This is a genomic window from Cupriavidus malaysiensis, assembly GCF_001854325.1.
Taxonomy (GTDB): domain Bacteria; phylum Pseudomonadota; class Gammaproteobacteria; order Burkholderiales; family Burkholderiaceae; genus Cupriavidus; species Cupriavidus malaysiensis.
Genome location: NZ_CP017755.1, coordinates 2,650,961 through 2,675,037, shown reverse-complemented (window position 1 = coordinate 2,675,037; position 24,077 = coordinate 2,650,961). Strand labels below are relative to the sequence as shown.

Sequence of the window (24,077 nt, the reverse complement as noted above, 5' to 3'; positions counted from 1 at the left end):
GACGGATGCCGAAGATCCTGGCGCAGCCGCGCTGGCGCTGGCCGGCGGCGGCCGGCGCGGTGCTGCTGCTCGCCGGCGCGGCGTTCGCCTGGCGCGGCCGCCCGCAGCCGCCGGCCTACCTGAGCGCCGCCGCGGTACGCGCCGACATCGAGGACACCGTGCTCGCCAGCGGCATCATCAAGGCGGCGCGGCAGGTCTACGTGGGCGCGCAGGTGTCTGGCCAGATCAAGACGCTCGCGGTGTCGGTGGGCCAGCAGGTCAAGCGCGGCGAACTGCTGGCGGAGATCGATTCGCTGACGCAGCAGAACACCCTGAAGAACGCCCGCGCGGCGCTGCGCGACGTGCAGGCGCAGCGCGCCGCCAAGGCAGCGCTGCTCCAGCAGTACGAGCTGGCCTTCGCGCGGCAGGAAGTCATGCTGTCGCAGGATGCGGGCAGCCGGGCCGACTACGACAGCGCCAGGGCCCTGCTGGACAGCACGCGCGCGGGCATCGCCTCGCTCGACGCGCAGATCGAGCAGGCCCGCATCGCCGTCGACACGGCCACGGTGAACCTCGGCTACACGCGCATCGTGGCGCCGATGGACGGCACCGTGGTGGCAGTGCCGGTGCAGGCCGGCCAGACCGTCAACGCGGCGCAGTCGGCGCCGACCCTGGTCACGCTGGCCGACCTCGGCACCATGACCGTGATGGCCGAGATCTCCGAGGCGGACGTGCTGCGGGTCAAGCCCGGCATGCCGGTTTCGTTCACCGTGCTGGGCGAGCCCGACCAGCCCTACCGCACGCGGCTGGCCTCGATCGAGCCGGGCCCGGAATCGATGTCGAGCACCAGTACCGCCACCAGTAGCAGCAGCGCGTCGACGTCGACCGGTTCGAGTTCGTCGAGCAGCAGTACTTCCAGCTCGGCGATCTACTACTACGGCCAGTTCGACGTGCCCAACCCGCAGGGCAAGCTGCGCATCTCGATGACCGCGCAGGTGGCGGTCACGGTGGCGGCGCACCGCGGCGCGCTGACCGTGCCGGCGGCCGCCCTGGGCGCGCGCGGCGACGACGGCCGCTACCGGCTGCGCGTGCTCGGCGCCGACGGCCGGCCACGGCCGCGCTGGGTGCGGGTCGGCATCAACAACCATGTCAGCGCCGAGATCCTCGGCGGCCTGGCGGATGGCGAGCGGGTGGTGGTGGGCGACCCGGCCGCGGCGCAGTCGTCCTCCCGCGGGGGGCCGATGGGCCCGCCGCCGATGGGCATGTGAGGGCGGGGACGGCATGCACACGGCAGAACCATTGCTGGCCCTGCGCGGCGTCTCGCGCAGCTTTCCCGCGGGCGAGGACAGCGTCACGGTGCTGCGCGACGTCGACCTGGACATCGGCGCGGGCGAGATGGTGGCCATCGTCGGCCCGTCCGGCTCGGGCAAGTCGACCCTGATGAACCTGCTGGGCTGCCTGGACCAGCCCAGCACGGGCAGCTACCGCATCGCCGGGCAGGACACGCGTACCTTGGACGACGACCAGCTGGCGCGGCTGCGGCGCGAGCATTTCGGCTTCGTGTTCCAGCGCTACCACCTGCTGGGCGACCTCGACGCACAGGACAACGTCGCCATGCCGGCGGTCTATGCCGGCACGCCGCCGGCCGCGCGCGCCGCGCGCGCACGCGCCTTGCTGGAGCGGCTGGGCTTGCCGCACCGCATCGGCTACCGGCCGGCGCAGCTGTCCGGCGGCCAGCAGCAGCGCGTGTCGATCGCGCGTGCGCTGATGAACGGCGGCCAGGTCATCCTGGCGGACGAGCCGACCGGCGCGCTGGACTCGGCCAGCGGCGAGGAGGTGCTGGGCATCCTGGAAGCGCTCAACGCCGCCGGCCACACCGTGATCCTGGTCACCCACGACATGCAGGTGGCGGCACACGCGCGGCGCGTGGTGGAGATCAGCGACGGGCGCATCGTGGCCGACCGGCGCGCTGCGCCATCGGCCGCGGCGGCGCCGGCGCGGATCGAGGCCGGCGCCGCGGCCCTGCCTGCGGCCGGCGCGGGCCGGCACGGCGCCGCGGCATGGCCGCGCCTGGCGGAGGCCGGGCGCATGGCCGCCATCGCCATGCGCGCGCACAAGCTGCGCACCCTGCTGACCATGCTGGGCATCATCATCGGCATCGCCTCGGTGGTGTCGGTGGTGGCGCTGGGCGAAGGCTCGCGCCAGCGCATCCTGCAGGACATCAGCGCCATCGGCACCAATACCATCGAGGTCTATCCGGGCGCCGGCTTCGGCGACGAGCGTGCCGCGCGCGTGCAGACGCTCAATACGCGCGATGCCGACGCGCTGGCCGGCCAGCCCTTCGTCGCCAGCGTGTCGCCGGGCGTCAGCGCCTCGCGCTCGGTGCGCTACCGCAACGTGTCGGCCACCGCCAGCATCGCGGGCGTCGGCGCCGGCTATGCGGACGTGCGCGGACTGACGCTGGCGGCCGGGCGCTGGTTCGGCGAGGACGCGGTGGGGCTGCGGGCGCAGCAGGCGGTGATCGACGACAACACGCGCAAGGCCTTTTTCGCCAGTGCGCAGCAGGCCGTCGGCAAGATCCTGGTGCTGGGCAACGTGCCCTGCCGGGTGGTGGGCGTGACCGCCCCCAAGCAGAGCACCTTCGGCGGCAACGACAGCCTGACGGTGTGGATTCCCTACACCACGGCGATGACGCGCCTGCTGGGACAGAACTACCTGAAATCGATCACGGTGCGCGTGGCCGACGACGTGCCCACCGCGGCGGCACAGGCCGCCATCGAGAGCCTGCTGCAGCGCCGCCACGGACGCAGCGATTTCTACGTCAACAATATGGACACCATCCGCCAGACCATCGAATCCACTTCCGCCACCATGACGCTGCTGATCTCCCTGATCGCGGTGATCTCGCTGCTGGTCGGCGGCATCGGCGTGATGAACATCATGCTGGTGTCGGTCACCGAGCGCACGCGCGAGATCGGCGTGCGCATGGCGGTGGGCGCGCGCCCGGGCGACATCCGCGTGCAGTTCCTGCTGGAGGCCGCGCTGGTGTGCCTGACCGGCGGCATCGGCGGGGTGCTGCTGGCAGGGCTGGGCCGGCTGGCCTTCACGGTCTTCGCCGATGGCTTTCCCATGGTGTTCTCGGCGGCGGCGGTCAGCGGCGCCTTGCTGTGCTCGACCGCCATCGGCGTGCTGTTCGGCTTCCTGCCCGCGCGCAATGCGGCGCGCATGAAGCCGATCGATGCGCTGGCGCGGGAGTAAGGCCATGACGCATCGTCTGTCTGCCGTACTTCGCCGCCGGGCCGGCGCGGCATGGATGCTGGCGACCCTGGCCGCCGCGCTGGGCGGTTGCGGCGGGCTGGTCAATCCACCCTACCAGGAGCCGGCGCTGGCGGTTCCGGGGAGCTGGCGGCAGGAGGCGGCGGGCGCCGCGCGCGGGGCCGCCGAGAACGGTGGCGAGGGGGGCGGCGGGGGCGCCGCCAGGGTCGCGCCGGCCGCCGACGGCGACGGCTGGTGGCGGCGCTTCGGCGATGCCGGCCTGGACCGGCTGATCGAACAAGTGCTGGCGCGCAACGGCGATCTCGCCGCCGCCGCCATCAGCGTGCACGCCGCCCAGCTGCAGGCCCGGCTGACCCACACCGGCGAGCTGCCGACACTGGCCGCCGAATACGATGGCGCGCACGCGCGCGGGCTCGCCCGCGGCGGCAGTGCCACGTCGCACGCGCTGACCGGCACCGTCAGCTACGAAGCCGACCTGTGGGGCAAGCTGGCCCAGCTGACCGACGCCGCGCGCTGGGAGGCGCTCGCCACGCAGCAGGACCTGGCCAGCACGCGCCTGTCGCTGATCGGCACCACCGCCAACCTGTACTGGAAGCTGGCCTACCTGGCGCAGCGCATCGCCAGCGAGCAGGACAGCGTGGCCTACCTGGAGCGGGTGCTGGAACTGGTGCGGGTGCAGCGTGCGGCCGGCGCCGCCTCGCCACTGGAGATGCTGGAAGCCGAGCAGAGCCTGGAATCGGAACGTGCCACCTTGTCGCAGCTGCAGGCGCAGCAGGCCGCCGCGCGGCTGTCGCTGGCCGCGCTGCTGGCCGATCCCGCGGCGGACCTGGTGTCGGCGCCGCCGCCCCTGTTCTCGCTGCGGGCGCCGGCCATCGACGCGGGCGTGCCGGCCGGGGTGCTGGCGCGGCGGCCGGACCTGCGCGCGGCGGAGCTGCGCCTGCGCGAGCAGTTCGCCAATGTCAACGCCACCCGCGCCAGCTACTATCCGACGCTGGCGCTGACCGGCACGCTGGGCACCTCCAGCACGGCATTGGTGGACCTGCTCAAGAATCCGATCGGCACGCTCGGCGTGAGCCTGGCCCTGCCGCTGCTCAACTGGCGCCAGCGCGACCTCAGCATCCAGTCCAGCCAGGCCAGCTACGACAAGGCGGCCGTGTCGTTCCGGCAGACGCTGTATGTGGCGCTCACGGATGTCGAAACCGCCTTGTCGGCCCGCACCCACTACCTGCAGCAGGGCGAGCAGCAGCAACGGGCGCTGGCCGCCGCGCGCGCGGCAGAACGGGTCTACGCGGTGCGCTACCGCGCCGGCCAGGTGTCGCTGCGGGCCTGGCTGGAGGCGCAGGAAAGCGCGCGCGCGGCGGAACGGACGCTGGCCGAGAACCGCTACAACCAGCTCACCGCGGCGGTGACGCTATTCCAGGCACTGGGGGGAGATGTTTAAGCAGAATGCGTTGACCTGCCCCGGCCTGGCCGGGGCAGGTCGCCCGGGATGCCCGGGATGCCGCGGGCGATTACTCGGCGTCCTGGATCAGGAAGCGGGCGCGGTTCTTGCCGAGCCAGGCCGGCGCGCGGCCGCGGCCCGACCAGGTGGCACCGGTCTTGGGGTCGCGGTACTTCGGCGGCAGCGGTTCGCTGTGCCGGGTCTTGCTGCCCGCCGGCCGGCCCCGTTTGCGGGGAGCCAGGTCGTCCACCGACAAGTCATATTCCGCCATCAGCGCGCGGATCTGCTCGATGACGCCGGCAATCTCGTTGGCCCGGACTTCCGCGAGTTTTTCTTCCAATGCTTTCTTTTCCGCCAGCAACTGCTTGTAAGTGGCCATTGTCGTTATCCTTGAAGGGGGGCGCATAGAAATAATCAAACACTTTCCATCATATGGCATTCTCATTGGGAAGGGCAAATCGAATTGTTGAATTACACCAAATCGGCCGGCCTGCGCGAGGTATCCGCCAGCCATTGCGGCGCTCAGGATGTATTCTCTTGCAGTGATTTCCAGTGCCCGGGTGATTTCCCTTTTCTTTTTTCCTTTAATGGCCGCGATCGTTCGCCGTCCCTGCGCTGCATAGGCGGCGCATATACGGCGCATATGCAGCGCACCTGTGGCACACATGTGGTGCACATGTGGCGGGCGCGCGTGGCGGCCTGCGGATAGCGCCTGGCTTGCGCCGCAGTGAGGCCGGGCGAAGCGCCTTCGCCCAATTCCCGCACATGCATGGCGCTGCCGGCAAGGCGATTTAAACGCTGCGAATACCGCAAGCGCGGCTGCAGCAAAAAGGGAGGCTGGCAATCCGATTGGGAATAATCCGGGACGGTAGGCAAGCGTATTTGACCGCATCCGGCAAAGCCGTGGTTTCCGCCGTTCCCATTGCGCCGCGCTCGACGCCGGGTTTGCGAGCGGGCGAGCGGCTGCCGATGCCAGGGCAGGGCGCTTTTCCATTGCCTGCCTGTTTCGGCCGCCGCGCGGCCGGCGTGCCGCCGGCACAGGGCGAGGGAAGCCGCGTGGCAGGGGCCTGGCCCGGGACCGGCGGGGCGGCTAGCTGCGCCCGCGCTCCGGATTGCGCGCCACCAGCGAGGCCCCGGCGATCAGTTCCTTGAGCAGGGCCAGCGAGGCCGCGCCGCTGGTGCGGTAGGGGTCGAGCTCGCCGTGCGTGGAGTATTTCAGCATGGTGGCCGGATTGACCTTGGCCGCATTGACACGGACCATGGACCAGCCGGGGAAGTCGCGCTGGACGATTTCCTCGAACTGCAGCAGCACCAGCTCATGGTGGCGCGCATCGCGCGAGATTGCCTGGTATAGCGCATTGACTTCCTCGCGGTCGCCTTCCAGCGCCTGCAGGAAGACGCCGTTGCCGTGGCACAGCACGCCGGTGATGCCGTGGCGCGGGTTGTATTCCACGCTGGTGGCGAGGATGTCGTCGATCGCGGCGGGCGCCAGCGGCTGGCGGGCGCGGCTTGCGTACAGCAGGCGGACGAGCATGGCGGCCTCCGTCAGCTACGGTTCAGGCTCAGCAGGGTCAGGAATTCGCGGCGCAGGCTGTCGTCCTTGAGGAAGCAGCCGCGCATCACGCTGTTGGTCATCTTGGCGTCGGTGTCGCGCACGCCGCGCCAGTGCATGCAGAAATGCTCGGCCTCCATCACGATGGCGAGGCCGTCCGGATTCATCTTTTCCTGCAGCAGGTCGGCGAGCTGGGCCACGGCTTCCTCCTGGATCTGCGGCCGCAGCATGACCCATTCGGCCAGGCGCGCGTACTTGGACAGGCCGATCAGGTTGGAGTGCTGGTTCGGCATCACGCCGATCCACAGCTTGCCGATGATGGGGCACAGGTGGTGCGAGCAGGCGCTGCGCACACGCATCGGGCCCACGATCATCAGTTCGTTGAGCTGTTCGACGTTGGGAAATTCGGTGACATTGGGCGCGCCGACGTAGCGGCCGCCGAAGACCTCGCGCAGGTACATCTTGGCCACCCGCCGCGCCGTCTCGCGCGTGTTGTGGTCGCGCTCGACGTCGATCACCAGGCTGCGCAGCACGTCCTCCATGCGCGCCTGCACTTCCTCCTGCAGCGCCTCGAATTCGCCGGGCTCCAGGTAGGCGGCGATATTGTCGTTGGCGTGGAAGCGCTGGCGCGCCGCTTGCAGCCGGGCGCGGATCTGCTCCGACACCGGCGGGCCGTCGGCCTGGTCCGGACGGGGCGGGACCGGGTGCTGCTTGCTCATGTCGTTCGCGTCCTGGAAAGTGGCGGCGAAGCCGGATGCCATGCCTTACGCCACTATATGGCACGCACCGGGGGGCGACAAGCAAGCGGCGGCAAGGGAGGACAAGCGGTGTCCGCGCGCCGCGGCGGCGCTTTCAGCGCGCGCCGGCCGCCGGCCCGCCCATGCTTTGCAGGCCGATGGCGTTGCCGGCGCGGTCGGTGACGCCGGCCAGTTCGCGGTAGGCGCTCGCCTGCACCCGCTCGGGCAGCGGCACGAAGCGGGCCTGGCGCGCCAGCTCGTCGCCGTGCAGGTAGCCCCAGGCGAGGAAGCGCAGCGCCGCCAGCGTGCGCGGGCCGTCACGGCTGACCGCCGGCACGGCGATGAAGGTGCCCATGGTGATCGGCCAGGTATCGTGCCCCCCGCGGTTGACCAGGGGACTGGCGAAATCGCCCTTGCGGTTCCAGTCGCTGTTGAGCACGGCCTGGCGGAAGGCGTTGACGCCGGCGGCGACGAACTGGCCGGAGGCATTGCGCAGCAGCACGGCGTTCAGGCCGGCCTCCAGCACATAGTTGTAGTCGACGTAGCCGATGGCCCCGCTGGTGCCCTGTACCGCGTGCACCACTTCGCCGCTGCCCTTGGCCGGCAGGAAGCCGGCCGGCCAGGCCACCGTCGAGCGCGCGCCGAAACGCGCTTTCCAGTCGGGGCTGACCTCGCTCAGGTAGCTGGTGAAGTGGAATGTCGTGCCCGAAGCGTCGGTGCGGGCCACCGGGCGGATCTTCAGGCGCGGCAGCGCCAGGCCGGGATTGAGCGCGCGGATCTCCGCCGCGTCCCAGGACTCGATCTGCCCGAGGTAGATCGCGGCCAGCGCCTCGCCGCTCAGGTGTAACTGGCCGGCGGGTACGCCGGGCAGGTTGACCACCGGCACCGCGGCCGTCACCACCGTGGGCACCAGCACCAGTCCTTGGCGCCGGGCCTCGTCCGGGGCCAGCGGCACGTCCGAGGCGCCGAAATCCACTTCGCCGGCGCGGATACGCCGCATGCCTTCGCCCGACCCCACGGCGTCATAGGCGACGGCGCTGCCGGAGGCGGCGCGGAAACTGTCGGCCCAGACGCGGTAGACGGGGGCGGCGGCGGTCGAACCGGCGCCGCGGATCTGGGCCTGGGCTGCGGCGCCGCAGCAGGCCAGCAGCACAAAGGTGGTAAGGAGGGCGCGAAGGCGGGGCGGGAACATGAAGGCGGAGCGGTGCATGCGATGGAGCCGGCGCCAGGCCTGGCGCCGAAAGCCTAGAGGAAAGCACGTCTTGGCACAGGCTCTTGTGAATTCTTTGTGACAGTACTCAAGCCGCCACAAAAGGGCACCGTTATGCAGACATAATGCTCAACCGGGGCGTTCCTGGCCCCGACGACGCCTATCTCGCCAACGACAAGCTTGCGCCCCGAGGCGGCGAACCTGTGAGGACGGGCAAGTGAATCCATTGATCGCGTTTCCCTGCAGCAGCCTTCTTCTCCTGCCCGTTGCAACCGTGCCGCCGCCGCAGGCGATGGTCGAGCACGGTGTGCTGGAGCGACCCGACGCGACCCAGGGCGCCGGCGGCGCGCGCCTGCTGCGCGTGACGATCGGATCGGCCTCCCCCTCGGCGCCGGGGCCGGCGCGGCCGCGCTAGCTGCCGCCAGCCGCCCGCAGGTTCAAGCCAGCACGGCCAGCGCCGCCAGCAGCGCGGGCGGCGTCACCAGCATGCCGACGCGCAGGAACTGCAGCGTGCCCACGGCATGGCCTTCGCGCCGCAGTGCGGTGAGCCACAGCAGCGTGGCCAGCGAGCCCGTCACCGACAGGTTGGGGCCCAGGTCGATGCCGACCAGCACGGCGCTGGTGACGGTCTGCGAGGCGTGTCCCGCCGCCAGCGCCGATGACGCGACCAGGCCGGCAGGCAGGTTGTTGGCCAGGTTGCAGGCCAGCGCCACCACCGTGCCGATGCCCCACAGGCTGGCCACCCCGTCGGCTTCGGCAACGGCCGACACGGCACGCCCGAGCGCATCGATGGCGCCGGTCTGCTGCAGTCCGGCCACCAGCACGAACAAGCCCGCCACCAGGGGCAGCACGCTCCAGGAAATCCCGCGCAGCGAGGGCACCAGCAGCGCCGGGCGCGAGGCGCACACCAGCAGCAGCGTGGCCGCACCGGCGGCGAAGGTGGGCCAGCCCAGCGGCAGGCCGAAGCGCGAAGCCGCCAGCAGCGCCACGCCGGTCAGCACGATGCCCAGCGCGGTCAGCCAGGCCTGGCGCGACAGCGGCGGCACCGGCACCGCGGCGGCGATCGGCTCGCGCAGGGCCTCGCGCTGCGTCCAGTACAGCACCGCCAGCGTCGCTGCGATGGCGGCGGCGGACGGCAGCGCGAAGCGCGCCAGCCAGCCGGCCAGCGGCGGCAGGCGCTCGCCGAACACGACCAGGTTGGCCGGATTGGAAATGGGCAGCACGAAGCTGGCCGCGTTGGCGATGAAGGCGCAGGCGTAGAGGTGGGGCAGCGGCCGGCGCAGGCGCGCGGCGCGCGCCGCCGCCAGCACGGCGGGCGTCAGCACGACGGCGGTGGCGTCGTTCGACATGAAGGCGGTGACCAGGGCGCCGAAGCCATAGACCAGCAGGAACAGGCGGCGCGCCGAGCCGCGCGCCTGGCACACGGCGCGTGCCGCGACGTGGTCGAACAGGCCGGTCTTGCGCGCCAGTTCGGCGATCAGCATCATGCCGGCCAGGAACAGGTAGACATCCCAGCCGCTGGCCACGGCGGCGGCCGCGGCCGGCAGCGCCAGCAGGCCGGTGAGGCACAGCACGGCGGCACCGGCCGTGGCCCAGAACGCCTCGGGCAGGCGGAACGGGCGCAGCAGCACCCCCACGGTGGCCAGCGCGGCCACGCCCCAGATCATCGCGATGCTTGAAGAGGAATCGGCCATGTCGTGCCCGCGCCGCGCGGCGCGCTTCTTGTTCTCGTTCGTGAGGCGGCGGCTGCGTGCCGCCGACCGGTGTCCGCTTTCTGCCTGGGACTAGAGCGGGGCGCTGTTGCCGCCGCGCGGGCCGCCGCCGGTGGGCACGGCCGCCGGCATCATCTGCTGCCCGGCCGTGCCGGCGGACTGGGCCTCGGCGTCGGCCGCCGCCGCGCCGGCGGCGTCGCCGGATGCGTCGGGCTGCGGCGGCGGCAGGCCGATGGCGGCGACGCCATGGCTGCCGTCGGCATTCTCGGCATAGATCCAGTCGCCGCCGTTGCGCACCACGTCGGACGGTGCCGGCGGCGCGGATTCCGGCAGGCCGGCCAGGCGGCCCTCCATGTAGGCGGCCCAGATCGGCAGCGCCGTGGTGGCGCCGAACTCGTGGTTGCCCAGGCTGCGGTTATCGTCGAACCCCATCCATGCCACCGTGGCGATGTCGGCCGCATAGCCGGCGAACCAGCCGTCCATGGCGTCGTTGGTGGTGCCGGTCTTGCCGGCCACGTCGCCGCGCCGCAGGTAGCGGCGCACCGCGTTGCCGGTGCCGCTGTCGACCACGCTGTGCAGCAGGCTGTCCATCACGAAGGCGTTGCGCGCCGGGATGACCCGCTGCGGCGCCGGCTGGTCCTGGTCGGCGGCGAACAGGACCTTGCCGTCGCCGTCGGTGATGCGCGCGATCAGGTAAGGTTCGACACGGAAACCGGTATTGGCGAACACCGCATAGGCGGCGGCCAGCCGCAGCGGCGTGGTCTCGCCGGTGCCGAGCGCGAGCGGCAGGTAGCGCGGCAGGCGCGTGGGCGAAAAGCCGAACTTGCCGGCGTAGTCGACCGCGTAGGGGATGCCGATGGTCTGCAGCGTGCGGATCGCCGGCAGGTTGCGTGATTCCGCCAGCGCCTGGCGCACCGTGATGGGGCCGAGGAAGCGGCCGTCGTCATTGCCCGGCTGCCAGCCGGATGCGGTATCCAGCGGCGCGTCGTTGATCAGCGTGGCCGGCGACACGCCGCGTTCCAGCGCCGCCGAATAGATGAAGGGCTTGAAGGTCGAGCCCGGCTGGCGCTGGGCCTGGGTGGCGTGGTTGAAGCGGCTGACGGTGAAGTCCGAGCCGCCCACCATGGCTTCGATGGCACCGGTGCGCGCATCGAGCGACACCAGCGCCGCCTGCGGCGCGGGACCCTTGCCGCCATGGCGGCGGGCATAGCCCTGCAGCCCGGCCTGCACCGCATCGTAGGCCAGCGTCTGGCGCACCGACGACACCGTTGTGTACACATTGATGCCGCGCGTATAGGCCGCGTCGCCGAAGCGCTCATAGGCCAGCTGGCGTGCCAGTTCCGCCACGTACTCGGCATGGGAGCCGAAGCGGCCGCCGGCGCCATCGGTCACGGCGACCCGCTCGGCCTTGGCCTGGTTGAACTCGTCGGGTGAAATCATGCCCAGCGCCAGCATGCGGCCCAGCACATACTCCTGGCGGCGTTTCGCGCGCGGGTAGTTGACCACCGGGTTCATGGTCGAGGGCGCCTTGGGCAGGCCGGCCAGCATGGCCGTCTCGGCCAGCGACAGCGAGGCCAGCGGCTTGCCGTAGTAGGCCTGCGCCGCGCTGCCGAAGCCGTAGGCATGCTCGCCCAGGTAGACCTGGTTCATGTACAGCTCGAGGATGCGGTCCTTGGGCAGCGTGCGATCGATCTTCCAGGCCAGCAGGATCTCGTACCACTTGCGCGACAGCGTCTTTGCGCGCGACAGGTAGAAGTTGCGCGCCACCTGCATGGTGATGGTGGAAGCGCCCTGGGCATAGCCCTCGCTGATGTCGGCCAGCGCCGCCCGCGCCAGCCCGGAGAAGTCGACGCCGGCATGCTCGTAGAACTGGTCGTCCTCGGCGGCCAGCAGGGCCTGGGTCATGCGCTTGGGCATGCGCTCGAAGGGGATGAATTCGCGGTGTTCGTTGCCGAATTCGCCGATCTGCACGTTGTCGCTGGTGAAGACGCGCAGCGGCAGGTCGGGGTGGTAGTCGCGCAGGGATTCCACCGAGGGAAGCTGCTCCAGGCTGAGCACGGTGGCGAATCCGCCCAGCAGGGCACCGGCTGCGGCCAGCGCCAGGAAGGCGCCGGCGGCTTTTGCTGCAATTCTGTTCATGCGCGCATTCTACAGTGCCGGCCGACGGGCGGCCGTATGGTGTCGGCGGCACTTTTCCCGGCCCTGGTTCCGCTGCCGGCCCGCATCATGCGGCGTCGGCACCGAACACGGAGGCATCTTGCCGGGCCGCCTCGCCGGGCGGCTGGACCTCCCGCAATGGCGCGGCGGGCGCCTGGGACGCCTGGCACCCCATGTCGGACTGCAGGGCGAATTCGCTCAGGGCCAGCCAGGTCTCCGGTTGTTCGATGATGGTGTAGTGGTCGGTGCCGGCCATGGTCTGGCGCGCCACCTGGCCGGGCCACGCCGCCATGAGCCGCTCGGAGCACGCATGCGGCACCACGTTGTCGTGTTCCGCCAGCAGCACCTTGGTGCGCTGCATGACCTTTTCGCAATGCGAGATGGAGTCGAAGTGGTGGCGCATCAGCTGGCGCATCGGCACCAGCGGGAAGCGCTTGCTGGCCAGTTCGAGCAGGGAATCGTAGGGGGTGATCAGCTGCAGGCTCTCGAAATCCTGCAGGTCGGCGAGCTGGATCGCCACGCCGGTACCCAGGCTGCGCCCGACCACATGGACCCGCGTGCCCGGGAGGGCGCGCCGCAGGTGCAGCAGGAACTGGCTGGCGTCGGCCACCGCCGCTGCCTCGCCCGGGCGCCCGTCGGAATGGCCGAGGCCGCGGTAGTCGAAGCTGGCGAAGCCGATGTGGCGTGGCAGCCATTTCAGGTGCTGCATGGTCTGCAGCACGTCTTCGCCCCGTCCGGGCAGGTAGAACAGCAGGTCGCGCACGCCGCCGGCGCCGGCATCCTGGTAGACGTAGCCGCTCAGCATGCCGCCGGGCACCTCGTGCGCGTACAGCGAGATGCCATCCGGCAGCACCTCCTGGGCCGGGCGCCGGCGCGCATCGAACAGCAGGCGGCCCTGGTTCACGGTCAGGTAGGTCCAATAGCAGGCGAAGCCGCCGGCAGCGAGCAGCGTCGCCTTGAGGGCGGTGCGCGCGAGCACGGGCAAGGGGCGGAGAGGGGCCGTCATGGCGGATGGTGATGCTGGCAGGTGGGAGCGGGGGCAGGGGCAGTGGACTAGTGTAGGCGCTGCGTGCGCGCTCGTGCCGCCCTTGCGGCAGCGGCTCCCTGTTGGAGCTTAGGTCAGGTCGGGCGGCAGCGCGGGTTGGACCGTGCGTCCGGCCACAGGTTCATGCCGTGCCGTTGCGCTGCAGCTGTCGCTACGGCTACCGCTACAGCAGGGGTTCCAACGGCAGCAGCGAGAGCCGCCAGACCAGCAGGCGCTGCCACGCCGTGGTGCCCGGCCCGCTTGTCGTCGTGCGCCTCGTCCTGCGGCAGGGCGGACGAGACGCTGCGCCCGTTCCGCGGCGGCGGGCGTGCTGCCCATCAAGGGGATCGGTAGAATGTGGGGCAACGGCGCCGGAGGGCGCCCGGTGCGGACAGGGGGCGCTTCCAGGCCTCCGGGCTCCGCCAGGGAAAGCGCATGCGCGCCGGCACGCCGCCGCAGCAAGGCGGCGAGCGGCCGCGCAAGGGAGTGATCGGGATGGAAGAGCAGAACGCAGCCCAGGCACGGGCAGAAGAAGCACAGGCGATGGAGCGCGTGGTCAGCGCGACGCGCCAGGTGCAGGTGGCATTCAACGCGCTGCAGTCGCAGTTCCCGCCGGACGGCAGCGGCAAGCCGTCCAAGCTGGCCCTGCAGACCTTCGACGCGGCCCTGCAGGCACTGGAGGACGCGCAGCAGGCGTTCGACGAGATCCTGAACGACCTGCTCGACGGCAACCGCTGAGCCGGCGTCCGGCGCCGCGTTTGCGGCCGGCGCTTCAGCCCAGCAGATAGCGCGCCAGGTTGGCGGCGGCCAGCGTCGCCACCAGCGTCACGGTCGCGAACAGCAGCGTGCGGTTGTTGCGCGCGTGGCGGGTATCGGGATCCTGGATGTCTGACATGGCGGCTTCTCCACAAGCATGGCTCGGCAGCGCACCGGCCGCCGGGCAGTTCCGTCCGGCGCCGGGTGCATGGTGGAATTCTGTGGCAGGGCCAGGGCGGGCCGCGGTAAACGATTGTGACGGCGGCGGCGTCAGCGCGGCCGTCCGCCGCCCCCCGCCCCCCGCCCCCCGCCCCCCGCCCCCCGCCCCCCGCCCTGAACGGGCCTACATCTTCATCACCACCCGTCCTTCGATCTGCCCGGCGCGCATGCGCTGGAAGATGTCGTTGATCTGCTCCAGCGGCGCCGTGGACACGGTGGCCTTGACGGCGCCGTGCGCGGCGAAATCCAGTGCTTCCTGCAGGTCGCTGCGCGTGCCCACGATGGAGCCGCGGATGGTGATGCCCTTGAGCACCACATCGAAGATCGGCGTGGCAAAGTCGCCCGGCGGCAGGCCGTTGAGCGCGATGGTGCCGCCGCGCCGGACCATGCCGATGGCCTGCGAGAAGGCCTGCGGCGACACCGCGGTCACCAGCGCGCCGTGCGCGCCGCCGATGGCCGTCTGCAGGAAGGCTGCGGGATCCGCGTGGCGCGCATTGACCGTGACCTCGGCGCCCAGTTTCTCGGCCAGCCGGAGCTTGTCGTCGTCGATGTCGACGGCCGCCACGCGCAGGCCCATGGCGCGAGCATACTGCACCGCCACGTGGCCGAGGCCGCCGATGCCGGAGATGGCCACCCACTGGCCCGGGCGCGTGTCGGTGACCTTGAGTCCCTTGTAGACCGTCACGCCCGCGCACAGGATGGGGGCGATCTCGACGAAGTCCACGCTGTCGGGCAGCAGGCCCACGTAGTCAGGGTCGGCCACCACGTATTCGCCGTAGCCGCCGTTGACCGAATAACCGGTATTGAGCTGCTTCTCGCACAGCGTCTCCCAGCCTTGCAGGCAGTGCTCGCAGTAGCCGCAGGCGCTGTACAGCCATGGCACGCCGACGCGGTCGCCTTCCTTGACGCGTGTGACGCCGGCGCCTACCGCGGAGACGTAGCCGACGCCTTCGTGGCCCGGTATGAACGGTAGCGTGGGCTTGACCGGCCAGTCGCCTTCGGCGGCGTGCAGGTCGGTGTGGCAGACGCCGGACGCTTCGATCTTCACCTGGACCTGGCCGCGCGCCGGCTCCGGTACGGGCACCTCGTCAATCTCGAGCGGCGCACCGAACTTGCGCACCACGGCGGCTTTCATTGTCGCTGGCATGTCGACTCCTCGTAGCATGAACGGGAACAGGCCGGGGCGCGGCGGCGCGGGCCGCCGGCGCCACCGGGGACCTGCCGATGATGTCATGCCACGTGCGGGTGGACTTGCGCTGGATCAAAGAGGCGGGACAGGCGGCTGGAATGCCGGCCCCCGGGGGTGGCCGGGGGCCGGGCGCGGTGCCGGCTCAGCGCGGCTGGAAGGCGATGATGGCCATGCCGCCGACCGCCACCGCCGCGCCGGCCAGGTCCCAGGGGCTCGGCCGCACCCCGTCCACCAGCCACAGCCAGAGGATGGCGGTGGCGATATAGATGCCGCCGTAGGCCGCGTAGACCCGGCCCGAGGCGGCCGGGTGCAGCGTCAGCAGCCAGGCGAAGGCGGCCAGCGCCAGCGCGCCGGGCAGCAGCAGCCAGGCGCTGGCGCCCTGGCGCAGCCACAGCCAGGGCAGGTAGCAGCCCACGATCTCGGCGCAGGCGGTCAGCAGGTAGAGCAGGACCGTCTTCATGCGGCCGGCTCTGCGCCGTCGGTGCACCGGGAGGCATCGCCCGCCGCTGCCGCTGTCGTTTCCGTTGCCGCATCGCCGTGGACGTTGTCCGGCGCCGCCGCGCGCCGCGCGCGCTTGCGCGGCGGCAGCAGCTCGCCCCCCTTGTAGGGCACGCGCCCGGCCGGCACCACCGCGGCGGCGGCGCTCACGTGGCCGTCCTGGTCGTCGAAGAACATGTGTGCGCCGAAGGCGGCCAGCACGCGGTCCTTGGGCAGCCCGCCGAGGAAGTAAGCTTCGTCGATGCTGACGTTCCAGGCGCGCAGCGTGTGTACCACGCGCGTGTGCGCCGGGCTGTTGCGCGCCGTGACGATGGCGATGCGCACCGGGCCGTGCCCGGGCGGGAACTGCTGCTGGATCTCGGCCAGGCGCAGCAGCAGCTTGGCGAAGGGGCCCTCGGCCATGGCCTTGTGGCGGTGGCGCTGTTCGTGCCGCACGAAGGCGTCCAGTCCCTTCTCCTTGTAGATGCGCTCGGACTCGGGCGAGAACAGCACGGCATCGCCGTCGAAGGCGATGCGGATCTGCTCGTCGCGCGCACGGAAGCCGTCGGGCGCGGCGTAGAGCTGCGCCGCGGCGACGCCGCCGTCGATGGCGGCCTGCACGTCCTCGGCATCGCGCGAGAGGAACAGATCGACCTTGAAGGCCTGCAGGTAGGGCGCGATCGGGGCGCCGCCGGTGAAGGCCGCGCGCGTGATATCCAGCTTGTGCGCGGCGATGGCGTTGAAGGCGCGCAGGCCGGTGTCCGGCGAATTGCGCGAGATCACCACCACTTCCACCAGGCGGCGGCCGGGGATCAGGGCGTTGAGCTGCAGCAGCGCCCGCACCAGCGGGAAGGCGGTGCCGGGCGAGAGCGCCTCGTCTTCGTGCCGGCGCTGGAACTCGGCGTAGGCCGCCACGCCCTCGCTCTGGTAGATGGCATTGGCCTGTTCGAGGTCGAACAGGGCGCGCGAGGAGATGCCGATGACGAGCTTGTCGGTGAGATCGTAGGCCATGGGGACGCAGTATAGGGGCAAGCCAGGGGCCGGCGCGGCATCGGCATGGGGCGCCGCAATCCTTTCCCGCCGCCGGGCCGGCGTCCGGGCGTATTGCATTTTCTTACATTAAGGCGCTTTCGTCACTTGGTGGCCTCGCGTATGCTGGCGCCGATTCCAGCCGTGCACGCCTTGCGCCGGCGCTGTCCGGCCTCGCGCGAGTGCGCGGGGCAGCGGCGGGAGGCAGCGGCGCGGCCATTGCCGATCCTACCGTCCCGCATGCACAGCCTCCGCCGCCTTCCCCGTTCCCTCTGCCTGCTCCGCCTCGTTTCCCCTGTCGCCATCCTGCGCGGCGCGGCCGCGCGCAGCGCGCTGCCGTTGCTGCTGGCCGCCGCCGCCCTGGCCGGCACGGGTTGCAGCTCGCTGCTCAACGAGGGCACGGCGGCCGGGGCCGGCGTGGCCGGTGCCGCGATCGCGGGCGCGGTAACCGACAATGCCGCGGTGGCGACCGGCATCGGCCTCGGCGTGCAGGCCGGCGCCAAGGCGGCGCTGCAGTACAGCCAGCGCCAGGTGCACGCCGCCGCGCAAGACCGCATCGCGCAGGCCGCCGGAGCGCTGGCGGTGGGCGCGGTGGCCTCCTGGGCCACCGACCACGCGGCGCCGCTGGAGACGGAAGAGCGCGGCCGCGTGACGGTCAGCCGCCTGATCGGCGACAAGCAACTGAGCTGCAAGGAAATCGTGTTCTCGGTCGATCCGCCGGCGCCCGCCGGTGCCGCATCGTTGCCGGCGTCGTCGCCCGCGGCGGCGGCGCCGGGGGGCGGCAGCGCCTTCTATGTCGCCGCCATCTGCCGCGACGGCGACCAGTGGAAATGGGCCTCGGCGGAGCCGGCCACGGCGCGCTGGGGCAACCTGCAATGAATGCGGTGCCGGGGGCGCAGGCGCCGCGCCGCGTCCTGCTGCGCATCCTGGCGGCCGGCGCGCTGCTGTCATCGCTGGGCGGCTGTTCCTCGTTCGGCGATATCTCCGGTGCGGTGGCCGGTGTCGCCACCGGTGCGCTGACCGCCAATCCGGCGCTGGGCGCGGGGGTGGCGATCGGCGTCAGTGCGGCGGCCGACGCCGCCGGCAAGGCCTTCTTCCGCCATTGGCACGAAGCCGAGCAGGACAGCATCGCCGCCGTCATCGGCACCCTCGAGCCCGATCGCCTGGAGCGCTGGGAGATCCGCCACCCCTTGCCCTATGGCAACGCGCATGGCTGGCTGCGCGTCACCCGTGTCATCGACACGCCGCTGGCGCGTTGCAAGGAAGCCCTGTTTTCGGTCGACGACGACGCCGCGCGGCGGCGCGCCTGGTTCCTCACCACGGCCTGCGAGCAGGGCGGGCGCTGGAAGTGGGCTGCCGCCGAGCCGGCGGTGCCGCGCTGGGGCAACCTGCAGTAGCGGGGCACGAGTCCACTAGTCCACTGCTGGTCTATTTCCATGATTCAGCGGTCTAGGCCGCGCACAGGGTCGAGACCAGGCGTTCGCGCGCGGCGGCGTAGGCCGGGCTGCGCGGCCCGTGCGACCAGGCCGCATGGAGCAGGTCATGCATGCGTTGATGCAGGTGCCGGCTCCTGGCGCGCGGGGGCGCCGGTGCCAGCAGCAGTTCGGCCATGCCCGCCAGGGAAGCGTGCCGGGGGCCGGCCCCGGCCGCGCCCGGCGGCGGTGCGTCCGCGCCGCCGTCGGCGGTGCGCTCCGGCGCTTCGCGCAGCAGCAGGTGGAGGGTCTCCTCCCACACCAGCAGCCGGGCCAGCCTGGCCAGCGTGCTGCCCGGTGCCGGCGGACTTGCCGGAAGCCGCGCCTGCCTGCCGGCCAGCCATTCCAGCAGCTGCCCGGAGGACATCGGGCGGGCCACCACATAGCCTTGCACCGCGTCCGCGCCGAGAATCGCGATGGCTTCCAGCAGGTCTTCGTCCTCGACACCTTCGACGATGACCGACTTGCCCAGGGCATGGCCGAGACGGGTCAGCTGGTAGATGAAGTGCAGGGCGCTGTCGCCCGGGGGCTGGTCCGCGCGCGCGGCGACCAGGCTGCGGTCGATCTTGATCGTATCGAAAGGCAGGTTGCGCAGGCGCGTCAGGCTGCTGTGCCCGGAGCCGAGGTCGTCCTCGGCCAGCCGCACGCCGAGCGTCTTGAAGCGGGCCAGCTCTGCGCCGATGTCGATGCCGCGCGGAAGGTCGTCTGTCTCCAGGATCTCCAGGGTCAGCTTGTGGCCGGGGCAGTCCTGCTCGCTCAGCAATTGCCGGGTGGCCTCGAAGTAGCGGCGGTCGCCGAGTCCGCTGAACGGCAGGTTGAGCGACAGGTCCAGGTCGAAGCCGTGGCGCAGCCAGTGCCGTCGCTGCGCCAGCGCCTGGCGCAGGCCGCGGGCATACAGTTCAAGGAAGTCCTCCGGCGACAGCGCGGGCAGGAAGGTGCCGGGAGCGAGCAGCCGCTCGCCGTCGCGCAGCCGGGCCAGCGCCTCGGCCTTGCTGACGGTGCCCGAGCGCAGGTCCAGCAAGGGCTGGTAGTGCATCTCGAGAGCGTCCGACCTCAGCAGCGCGGCCCAGTGCTGGCGCGTGACGTAGGGGATCGCCACCGAGAGTCCCGTGCGCAGGTCGAACCTTGCCAGCGCGAAGGTCAGCAAGGCCTGCAGCTGTGTCAGGAAGGCCTCGTGGTGCGGCCCGGCGAAGCCGCCCGGATAGGCGCAGTACAGTGTCAGGACCGCGGTCGGCGCGCAGCCGGGCTGGTGCAGCGGGATCGCCGCGCTGGAGCGGTAGCCGGCCTGCGCCGCGGCGTCGCGCCACGGTGCCATGCGGGCGTCGGTGGCGAAGTTCAGGCAGCGCTCGATGGTCCGGCCCAGCCAGGCGCGGCCGGTGGGCCCACGGCCCCGGCTGCCGCTGTCGGCCTCGATGGCGCTGGCCGGCGAATGCTCCAGATAGGTCAGGTAGGGTTCGATGTTCGTCCCGCTGGCCGCCTCGAAGCGGAAGCGCCCGTGCTGGTCCGGCCGCCCGATCGAGCAGCCGGCGATCTCGCCATGCCGGCCGAGGATCCCGACGGCCTGGCCGATCAGGTCCGTATAGCTGCCGGCCGCCCAGGCCAGGCGGGTGATGTCCAGCAGTACCTGGTGGCGCGAGCTTTCCATCTCCTCGTAGGCGCGGATCTGCCAGGCCACGTCGCGGATCAGCCGGCGCGACAAGATCGACAGGGCTTCGCCGTGCCGGCTGGCGTCGAGGTGCCGGTGGACGGCGGTGTGCAGGATGTCCTCGCTGTGGACCAGGGCCTCGCTGGCCAGGCCGACCATGGCATGCACCTTGCCGACCCGCATCGCCATGGTGCCGTGGTCCGTCTCGTTCAGGTCGGTTGCGGCGAGCGCGAGCAGGTTGCCTTGCTGGAGCTGCTTGAGCCGGGCCAGTTCGGCGGCCGACAGCGCCTCGAGCAGCGGCTGCCGGCCGGAAAGCCGTGCCAGACGGTCGTAGAACTCGTCGACGATGGCGGGCGCGGCGAGGCGCAGGTCTGTGCCCAGGTCCCGCAGCGGGGCGGCGCAGGCGGTGCCGTATAGCTGGGAAGCGTCGCTCCTCGAGTCGCTGCGGTAGTCTGTGGTGTTCATGCGTCGGAGCGTGGTTCGGCGGGCAGCGGCGAGCCGGCGCACGCCGCCGTGCCTGTTCCAGGCTCCGGCTTGTCGTGACTGCCCTGCGACGGATAACGGCAGCCGGGCGCCGGTCCTGAAGGCGGCCAGCCCGGTCCGGTGCCGCTCAGGCCCCCAGCACCTCGCTGCACACGTCCAGCCAGGCGCGCGCCGCATGCGACAGATAGCGGCCGGGCTGCCAGATATGCGCCAGCGCCCAGTCCATATCGGGCTCGACCAGCCGCGCCACGGCCAGGTCGTCCTCGATGTGCAGCTTGGCCAGCAGCGGACGCGGCAGGAAGGTCGTGCCCAGGCCGGCCGCCGCCATCGAGGCTAGGAAGTCCCAGTGCCCGCTCTGCGCCACGATGCGCGGTTCGATGCGGGCGTCGAGGAAGGCCAGGCGCAGCTTGCGCGTCAGCGAGAAGTCGTCGTTGAGCAGTACCAGCGGTTCGTCGCGCAGGGCGGCCAGCGTGACGGTCTTGCCCTTGGCCCACTTGGCCTTGCGCGGCCCGGCCACCCAGATCGGATGGCTGGCGAACTGGCGCGAGGCGAGCGCCAGCCCGCTGTCGCCCGGCAGCACGGTGGCGCCGACCTCCAGTTCGCCGCTGGCCACCTGCTGCTCGACCAGGTGCCCGCCGTGCTCGGCCAGGCGCAGTTCCAGGTTGGGGTAGCGCTGGCGGAAGGCACTGACCGCCGGAGAGAAGAACAGGTTGGCCATCGGCGGGATGCCCACGGTGAGCTGGCCGCGCCCGAGCGAGGACAGGTCGGCCACCTCGAGCTGGAGCCGGTGGACCACGCCGAGCGCTTCCTGGCCGCGTTCGTAGACCACCCGGCCCACGTCGGTCAGGCGCACCTGCTTGCCCTCGCGGATCAGCAGCGGCTGGCCGACCTCCTCTTCCAGCTGGCGCACCATCTTGCTGATGGTGGACTGGGTCACGAAGAGGGAGGCGGCGGCCTGCGTGAAGCTCCTCAGCCGCGCGGTTTCGACGAAATAGCGCAGGGCGCGGATGTCCATGGCCACGGTGGCCTCCTTGTATGAAAAAAGCGAATGCGATGTGTAATATTAAATCATTCTGAGAATGCCGGGGATTTGACTACACTTTGTTTCCACCGGTGCCCCCGGATGCCCCCGTGGCCCCCGCGCCACACCGCGCGCCTTGCCTCGGCGGGCGCGGGCCGGGCCATCCGCCGGTTTTCGCAGAATGAAGGAAGCAAGATGATGATCCGTGCGCATGCGCGTCCCGCCACCGTCGCGACGGCCGTCGCCATCGTGGCCGCGGCGGGCTGTTGCATTTTCCCCGCGGGCAATGCGCGCGCCCGTGAGCTGTCCGGCGGCCTGGCCCGTCTCGACGGCGCCAGCGCGCACACGCCGCGCAGGCCCGGCACGCGGCGCGCGGGCCGGTCGGCATGCCGCAGCCTGCCCTTGGCCGAGGTCGCCGGCATCGCTTGACGACGATCGCGCGGCGCCCGCCCCGGCGCGCGCCGCCCCTTCCGCACGGCGCGGCCGCCAGCGCAGCGGCCGTGCCGGCGCCCCATCCATTCCCATTCCATTCCAACAGGTTCGTCACCATGTCCGGCTGGCCCAGTGCCCGGCAGTGGCTGTTCTCGCTGAAGGCCTTCCTTGCGGCGATGCTGGCGCTCTACATCGCGCTGTGGATGGACCTGCCGCGCCCCTACTGGGCCATGGCGACCGTCTATTTCGTCTCCCATCCGCTGACCGGCGCGACCCGCTCGAAGGCGGCCTACCGCGTGCTCGGCACGCTGCTGGGCGCCAGCGCGGCGGTGGTGACGGTGCCGCTGCTGGTCAACGGCCCGGTGCTGCTGATGGCGGCGGTCAGCCTGTGGACCGCGCTGCTGCTGTACCTGTCGCTGCTGCAGCGCACCCCGCGCAGCTACGTCTTCCTGCTGGCCGCCTACACCCTGCCGATCGTGGCGCTGCCCGCGGTGGGCCAGCCCGAGCAGATCTTCGACATCGCGGTGGCGCGCATCGAGGAGATCGTGATCGGCATCGTCTGCGCCGGCGTGGTGGGCTCGGTGGTCTTTCCGGCCAACGTGGCGAGCGCGCTGGGCGCGCGTGCCGCCGCCTGGCTGGCCGACGCGGCGTTGTGGGCCGGCGACATGCTGTCGGCCGACGCCGAGGCCAGCGTACTGCGCCACGGCAGCCGCCACCGGCTGGCGGCGGACATCCTGGCGCTGGACCAGCTGATCGCCCAGCTGTCCTACGATGCCGAGAATGCGCAGGTGCTGCGCATGGCGGCGGCGCTGCGCGAGCGCATGACCCTGCTGCTGCCGGTGCTGTCCTCGCTGGCCGGCGTGATGCAGGACCTGCGCCGCCATCCCGAGGGCATCCCGGCGCCGCTGGCGGACGCCATGGCGCGGCTGCGCGCCTGGTGCCGCGCCGGCTTTGCCGGGCCCGCGCCGCGGCTGGACGGCGACCTCGAAGGCAGCGGCCAGGCCCCTGCGGCCGCCGGCGCGGATGAGGCCGGCGCGGGTGACGGCACCGCGGGTGACGCCACCGCGGGTGACGCCACCGCGGGTGACGCCACCGCGGGTGACGCCACCGATACGCTGGCCGGCCATCGCCGCTGGCATGCCAGCCTGGTTGCCGCCGCCGCCGACCACCTGCGCACGCTGGCCGCGCTGTGCGAGGACTGCCGCACGCTGCAGCGGCGCCTGGCGGGCCGGCGCACCGGGCTGCGCGGCCTGCGCGGGCCGCGCCTGCGCCACCGCGGCGAGCCGGTGGTGCGCGCCCACCACCACGATCACGGCATGCTGCTGTGGTACGCCGGCTCGACCGGCCTGGCGGTGTTCTGCGCCGGCCTGCTGTGGATCGCCTCGGGCTGGGAGGACGGCGGTGGCGCGGTGGCGGTGGCCGCGATCGCCTGCTGCTTCTTCGCCACCATCGAGGAGCCGCGCCCGGTGGCACGCACCTTCGTGCGCTGGTCGGCGATGTGCCTGGCGGTGTCCTGCTTCTACCTGTTCCTGGTGGTGCCCACCACTCACGATTTCGAGACCCTGGCCGCGCTGCTGGCCCTGCCTTACCTGGGCATCGGCGTGCTGATCCAGCGTCCCGGCTTCAACCTGATCGCCATGCTGCTGTCGGTCAACACCGCCTCGCTGGCCAATTTCCACAGCGTCTACGATGTCAATTTCCTCGGCATCTTCAACACCATGCTGGCCAGCGTCGGCGCCATGCTGTTCGCGCCGTTCTGGTCGATGGTGACGCGGCCTTTCGGCGCCCGCGTGGCGGCGCACCGCCTGATCCGCGCCGGCTGGAAGGACCTGGCCGACGCCGCCGTGACGCGCGTCGCCGGCGCGGGTGCCGGCCCTGGCGCGCTGGGCGGCCGCATGCTGGACCGGCTCAGCCAGCTGGTGCCGCGCCTGGCCGCCAGCGACGCTTCGCTGTCCAGCGATGGCTTTGCCGAATTGCAGGCCGGCTTCAGCGCGCTGGCGCTGCACCGCAGCCTGCCGGCCCTGCCGCCGGCGGCGCGCGCGGCGGTGGCCGGCGTGCTGGACGGCATGGCCGCGCATTTCCGCGGGCGGCTGCATGCCGCGCACATTCCCGCGCCGAGCACGCTGTCGCTCGGCATCGATGCCGCCCTGGTCCAGCTCGCCGCGCCGCCCAACCGGGCCGCGCGCGAGGCCCGCGCGGCGCTGGTGGTGTTGCAGGTCACGCTCTATCCGACCTGCCACGACATGCCGGGACGTGCGTCATGAGG

22 protein-coding genes are annotated in these 24,077 nt (G+C 71.7%); 9 read left to right on the top strand and 13 right to left on the bottom strand.

Annotated elements, in window-relative coordinates; genetic code table 11:
• Positions 1 to 5: 5 nt before the first annotated feature.
• From BKK80_RS31255 to BKK80_RS31245, 3 genes are read left to right on the top strand one after another with little or no spacing between them, the layout of a single operon-like run.
• Positions 6 to 1,247 carry an efflux RND transporter periplasmic adaptor subunit gene (locus tag BKK80_RS31255; RefSeq protein WP_071018649.1) on the top strand — a complete coding sequence of 414 codons (1,242 nt, stop codon included), beginning with the start codon at positions 6 to 8 and terminating at the stop codon, positions 1,245 to 1,247.
• 13 nt (positions 1,248 to 1,260) lie between these two features.
• Entirely contained in the window at positions 1,261 to 3,237 is a 1,977-nt protein-coding gene (locus BKK80_RS31250) for a MacB family efflux pump subunit (RefSeq protein WP_071072660.1), read from the top strand.
• Between the two features lie 4 nt (positions 3,238 to 3,241).
• Entirely contained in the window at positions 3,242 to 4,696 is a 1,455-nt protein-coding gene (locus tag BKK80_RS31245; protein ID WP_236903851.1) for an efflux transporter outer membrane subunit, read from the top strand.
• Between the two features lie 70 nt (positions 4,697 to 4,766).
• On the opposite strand, the gene BKK80_RS31240 is transcribed toward BKK80_RS31245, so the two are convergent.
• The 4 genes from BKK80_RS31240 to pstS form a co-directional block, all read right to left on the bottom strand.
• A complete protein-coding gene (locus tag BKK80_RS31240) occupies positions 4,767 to 5,075 on the bottom strand; it encodes an H-NS histone family protein (protein WP_071038802.1) in 309 nt (102 codons plus the stop codon).
• A 711-nt stretch (positions 5,076 to 5,786) separates the two neighbouring features.
• Positions 5,787 to 6,230 carry a BLUF domain-containing protein gene (locus BKK80_RS31235; RefSeq protein ID WP_071018656.1) on the bottom strand — a complete coding sequence of 148 codons (444 nt, stop codon included), beginning with the start codon at positions 6,228 to 6,230 and terminating at the stop codon, positions 5,787 to 5,789.
• Between the two features lie 11 nt (positions 6,231 to 6,241).
• Positions 6,242 to 6,967, bottom strand: a complete 726-nt coding sequence (gene folE / locus BKK80_RS31230; protein ID WP_071022283.1) for a GTP cyclohydrolase I — start codon at positions 6,965 to 6,967, stop codon at positions 6,242 to 6,244.
• 133 nt (positions 6,968 to 7,100) lie between these two features.
• Positions 7,101 to 8,195 (bottom strand): phosphate ABC transporter substrate-binding protein PstS, encoded by a 1,095-nt coding sequence (gene pstS / locus BKK80_RS31225; protein ID WP_236903848.1) that lies wholly within the window; start codon positions 8,193 to 8,195, stop codon positions 7,101 to 7,103.
• A gap of 217 nt (positions 8,196 to 8,412) precedes the next feature.
• On the opposite strand from pstS, the gene BKK80_RS36820 reads away from it, so the two are divergent.
• Positions 8,413 to 8,610 (top strand): arsenite efflux pump ArsB, encoded by a 198-nt coding sequence (locus BKK80_RS36820; protein WP_156811444.1) that lies wholly within the window; start codon positions 8,413 to 8,415, stop codon positions 8,608 to 8,610.
• Positions 8,611 to 8,632: 22 nt separating this feature from the next.
• Here BKK80_RS36820 and BKK80_RS31220 read toward each other — a convergent pair whose 3' ends face one another.
• The 3 genes from BKK80_RS31220 to BKK80_RS31210 all read right to left on the bottom strand — a co-directional run bounded on the left by BKK80_RS31220 (position 8,633) and on the right by BKK80_RS31210 (position 13,070).
• Positions 8,633 to 9,889, bottom strand: coding sequence for an arsenic transporter (locus tag BKK80_RS31220; RefSeq protein WP_071072658.1), 1,257 nt, complete (start codon positions 9,887 to 9,889; stop codon positions 8,633 to 8,635).
• A gap of 90 nt (positions 9,890 to 9,979) precedes the next feature.
• Positions 9,980 to 12,046: a penicillin-binding protein 1A gene (locus BKK80_RS31215; protein ID WP_071072656.1), complete on the bottom strand. Its 2,067-nt coding sequence runs from the start codon at positions 12,044 to 12,046 to the stop codon at positions 9,980 to 9,982.
• An 85-nt stretch (positions 12,047 to 12,131) separates the two neighbouring features.
• Complete coding sequence (locus BKK80_RS31210; protein ID WP_083384429.1) at positions 12,132 to 13,070, bottom strand: alpha/beta hydrolase; 939 nt, start codon at positions 13,068 to 13,070, stop codon at positions 12,132 to 12,134.
• A gap of 513 nt (positions 13,071 to 13,583) precedes the next feature.
• Between BKK80_RS31210 and BKK80_RS31205 the strand changes: the two genes are divergently transcribed.
• A complete protein-coding gene (locus tag BKK80_RS31205) occupies positions 13,584 to 13,826 on the top strand; it encodes a hypothetical protein (protein WP_071022287.1) in 243 nt (80 codons plus the stop codon).
• 34 nt (positions 13,827 to 13,860) lie between these two features.
• Here BKK80_RS31205 and BKK80_RS37790 read toward each other — a convergent pair whose 3' ends face one another.
• From BKK80_RS37790 to BKK80_RS31190, 4 genes are all read right to left on the bottom strand, one after another.
• Positions 13,861 to 13,983: a hypothetical protein gene (locus tag BKK80_RS37790; RefSeq protein WP_257786786.1), complete on the bottom strand. Its 123-nt coding sequence runs from the start codon at positions 13,981 to 13,983 to the stop codon at positions 13,861 to 13,863.
• A gap of 204 nt (positions 13,984 to 14,187) precedes the next feature.
• The gene (gene adhP, locus BKK80_RS31200) at positions 14,188 to 15,210 is read right to left on the bottom strand and encodes an alcohol dehydrogenase AdhP (protein WP_071072654.1); all 1,023 of its coding nucleotides are present in this window, start codon (positions 15,208 to 15,210) and stop codon (positions 14,188 to 14,190) included.
• A 184-nt stretch (positions 15,211 to 15,394) separates the two neighbouring features.
• Positions 15,395 to 15,712 (bottom strand): YnfA family protein, encoded by a 318-nt coding sequence (locus BKK80_RS31195; RefSeq protein WP_071018664.1) that lies wholly within the window; start codon positions 15,710 to 15,712, stop codon positions 15,395 to 15,397.
• Positions 15,709 to 16,740 carry a 5'-nucleotidase gene (locus BKK80_RS31190; RefSeq protein WP_071018666.1) on the bottom strand — a complete coding sequence of 344 codons (1,032 nt, stop codon included), beginning with the start codon at positions 16,738 to 16,740 and terminating at the stop codon, positions 15,709 to 15,711. Before BKK80_RS31190 ends, BKK80_RS31195 begins: the two co-directional genes overlap by 4 nt.
• 258 nt (positions 16,741 to 16,998) lie before the next feature.
• Between BKK80_RS31190 and BKK80_RS31185 the strand changes: the two genes are divergently transcribed.
• Positions 16,999 to 17,637: a hypothetical protein gene (locus tag BKK80_RS31185; RefSeq protein ID WP_236903847.1), complete on the top strand. Its 639-nt coding sequence runs from the start codon at positions 16,999 to 17,001 to the stop codon at positions 17,635 to 17,637.
• A complete protein-coding gene (locus tag BKK80_RS31180; RefSeq protein ID WP_071018668.1) occupies positions 17,634 to 18,155 on the top strand; it encodes a hypothetical protein in 522 nt (173 codons plus the stop codon). The genes BKK80_RS31185 and BKK80_RS31180 overlap by 4 nt, the downstream gene beginning before the upstream one ends.
• A 52-nt stretch (positions 18,156 to 18,207) precedes the next feature.
• Here BKK80_RS31180 and BKK80_RS31175 read toward each other — a convergent pair whose 3' ends face one another.
• Together BKK80_RS31175 and BKK80_RS31170 are read right to left on the bottom strand one after the other, a co-directional pair.
• Complete coding sequence (locus tag BKK80_RS31175; RefSeq protein WP_071038797.1) at positions 18,208 to 20,340, bottom strand: EAL domain-containing protein; 2,133 nt, start codon at positions 20,338 to 20,340, stop codon at positions 18,208 to 18,210.
• A 145-nt stretch (positions 20,341 to 20,485) separates the two neighbouring features.
• Complete coding sequence (locus tag BKK80_RS31170) at positions 20,486 to 21,379, bottom strand: LysR family transcriptional regulator (protein ID WP_071018672.1); 894 nt, start codon at positions 21,377 to 21,379, stop codon at positions 20,486 to 20,488.
• A 195-nt stretch (positions 21,380 to 21,574) separates the two neighbouring features.
• Between BKK80_RS31170 and BKK80_RS31165 the strand changes: the two genes are divergently transcribed.
• Together BKK80_RS31165 and BKK80_RS31160 are read left to right on the top strand one after the other, a co-directional pair.
• The gene (locus BKK80_RS31165) at positions 21,575 to 21,808 is read left to right on the top strand and encodes a hypothetical protein (protein WP_071038796.1); all 234 of its coding nucleotides are present in this window, start codon (positions 21,575 to 21,577) and stop codon (positions 21,806 to 21,808) included.
• Positions 21,809 to 21,927: 119 nt separating this feature from the next.
• The gene (locus tag BKK80_RS31160; protein WP_071072652.1) at positions 21,928 to 24,075 is read left to right on the top strand and encodes an FUSC family protein; all 2,148 of its coding nucleotides are present in this window, start codon (positions 21,928 to 21,930) and stop codon (positions 24,073 to 24,075) included.
• Positions 24,076 to 24,077: the final 2 nt, after the last annotated feature.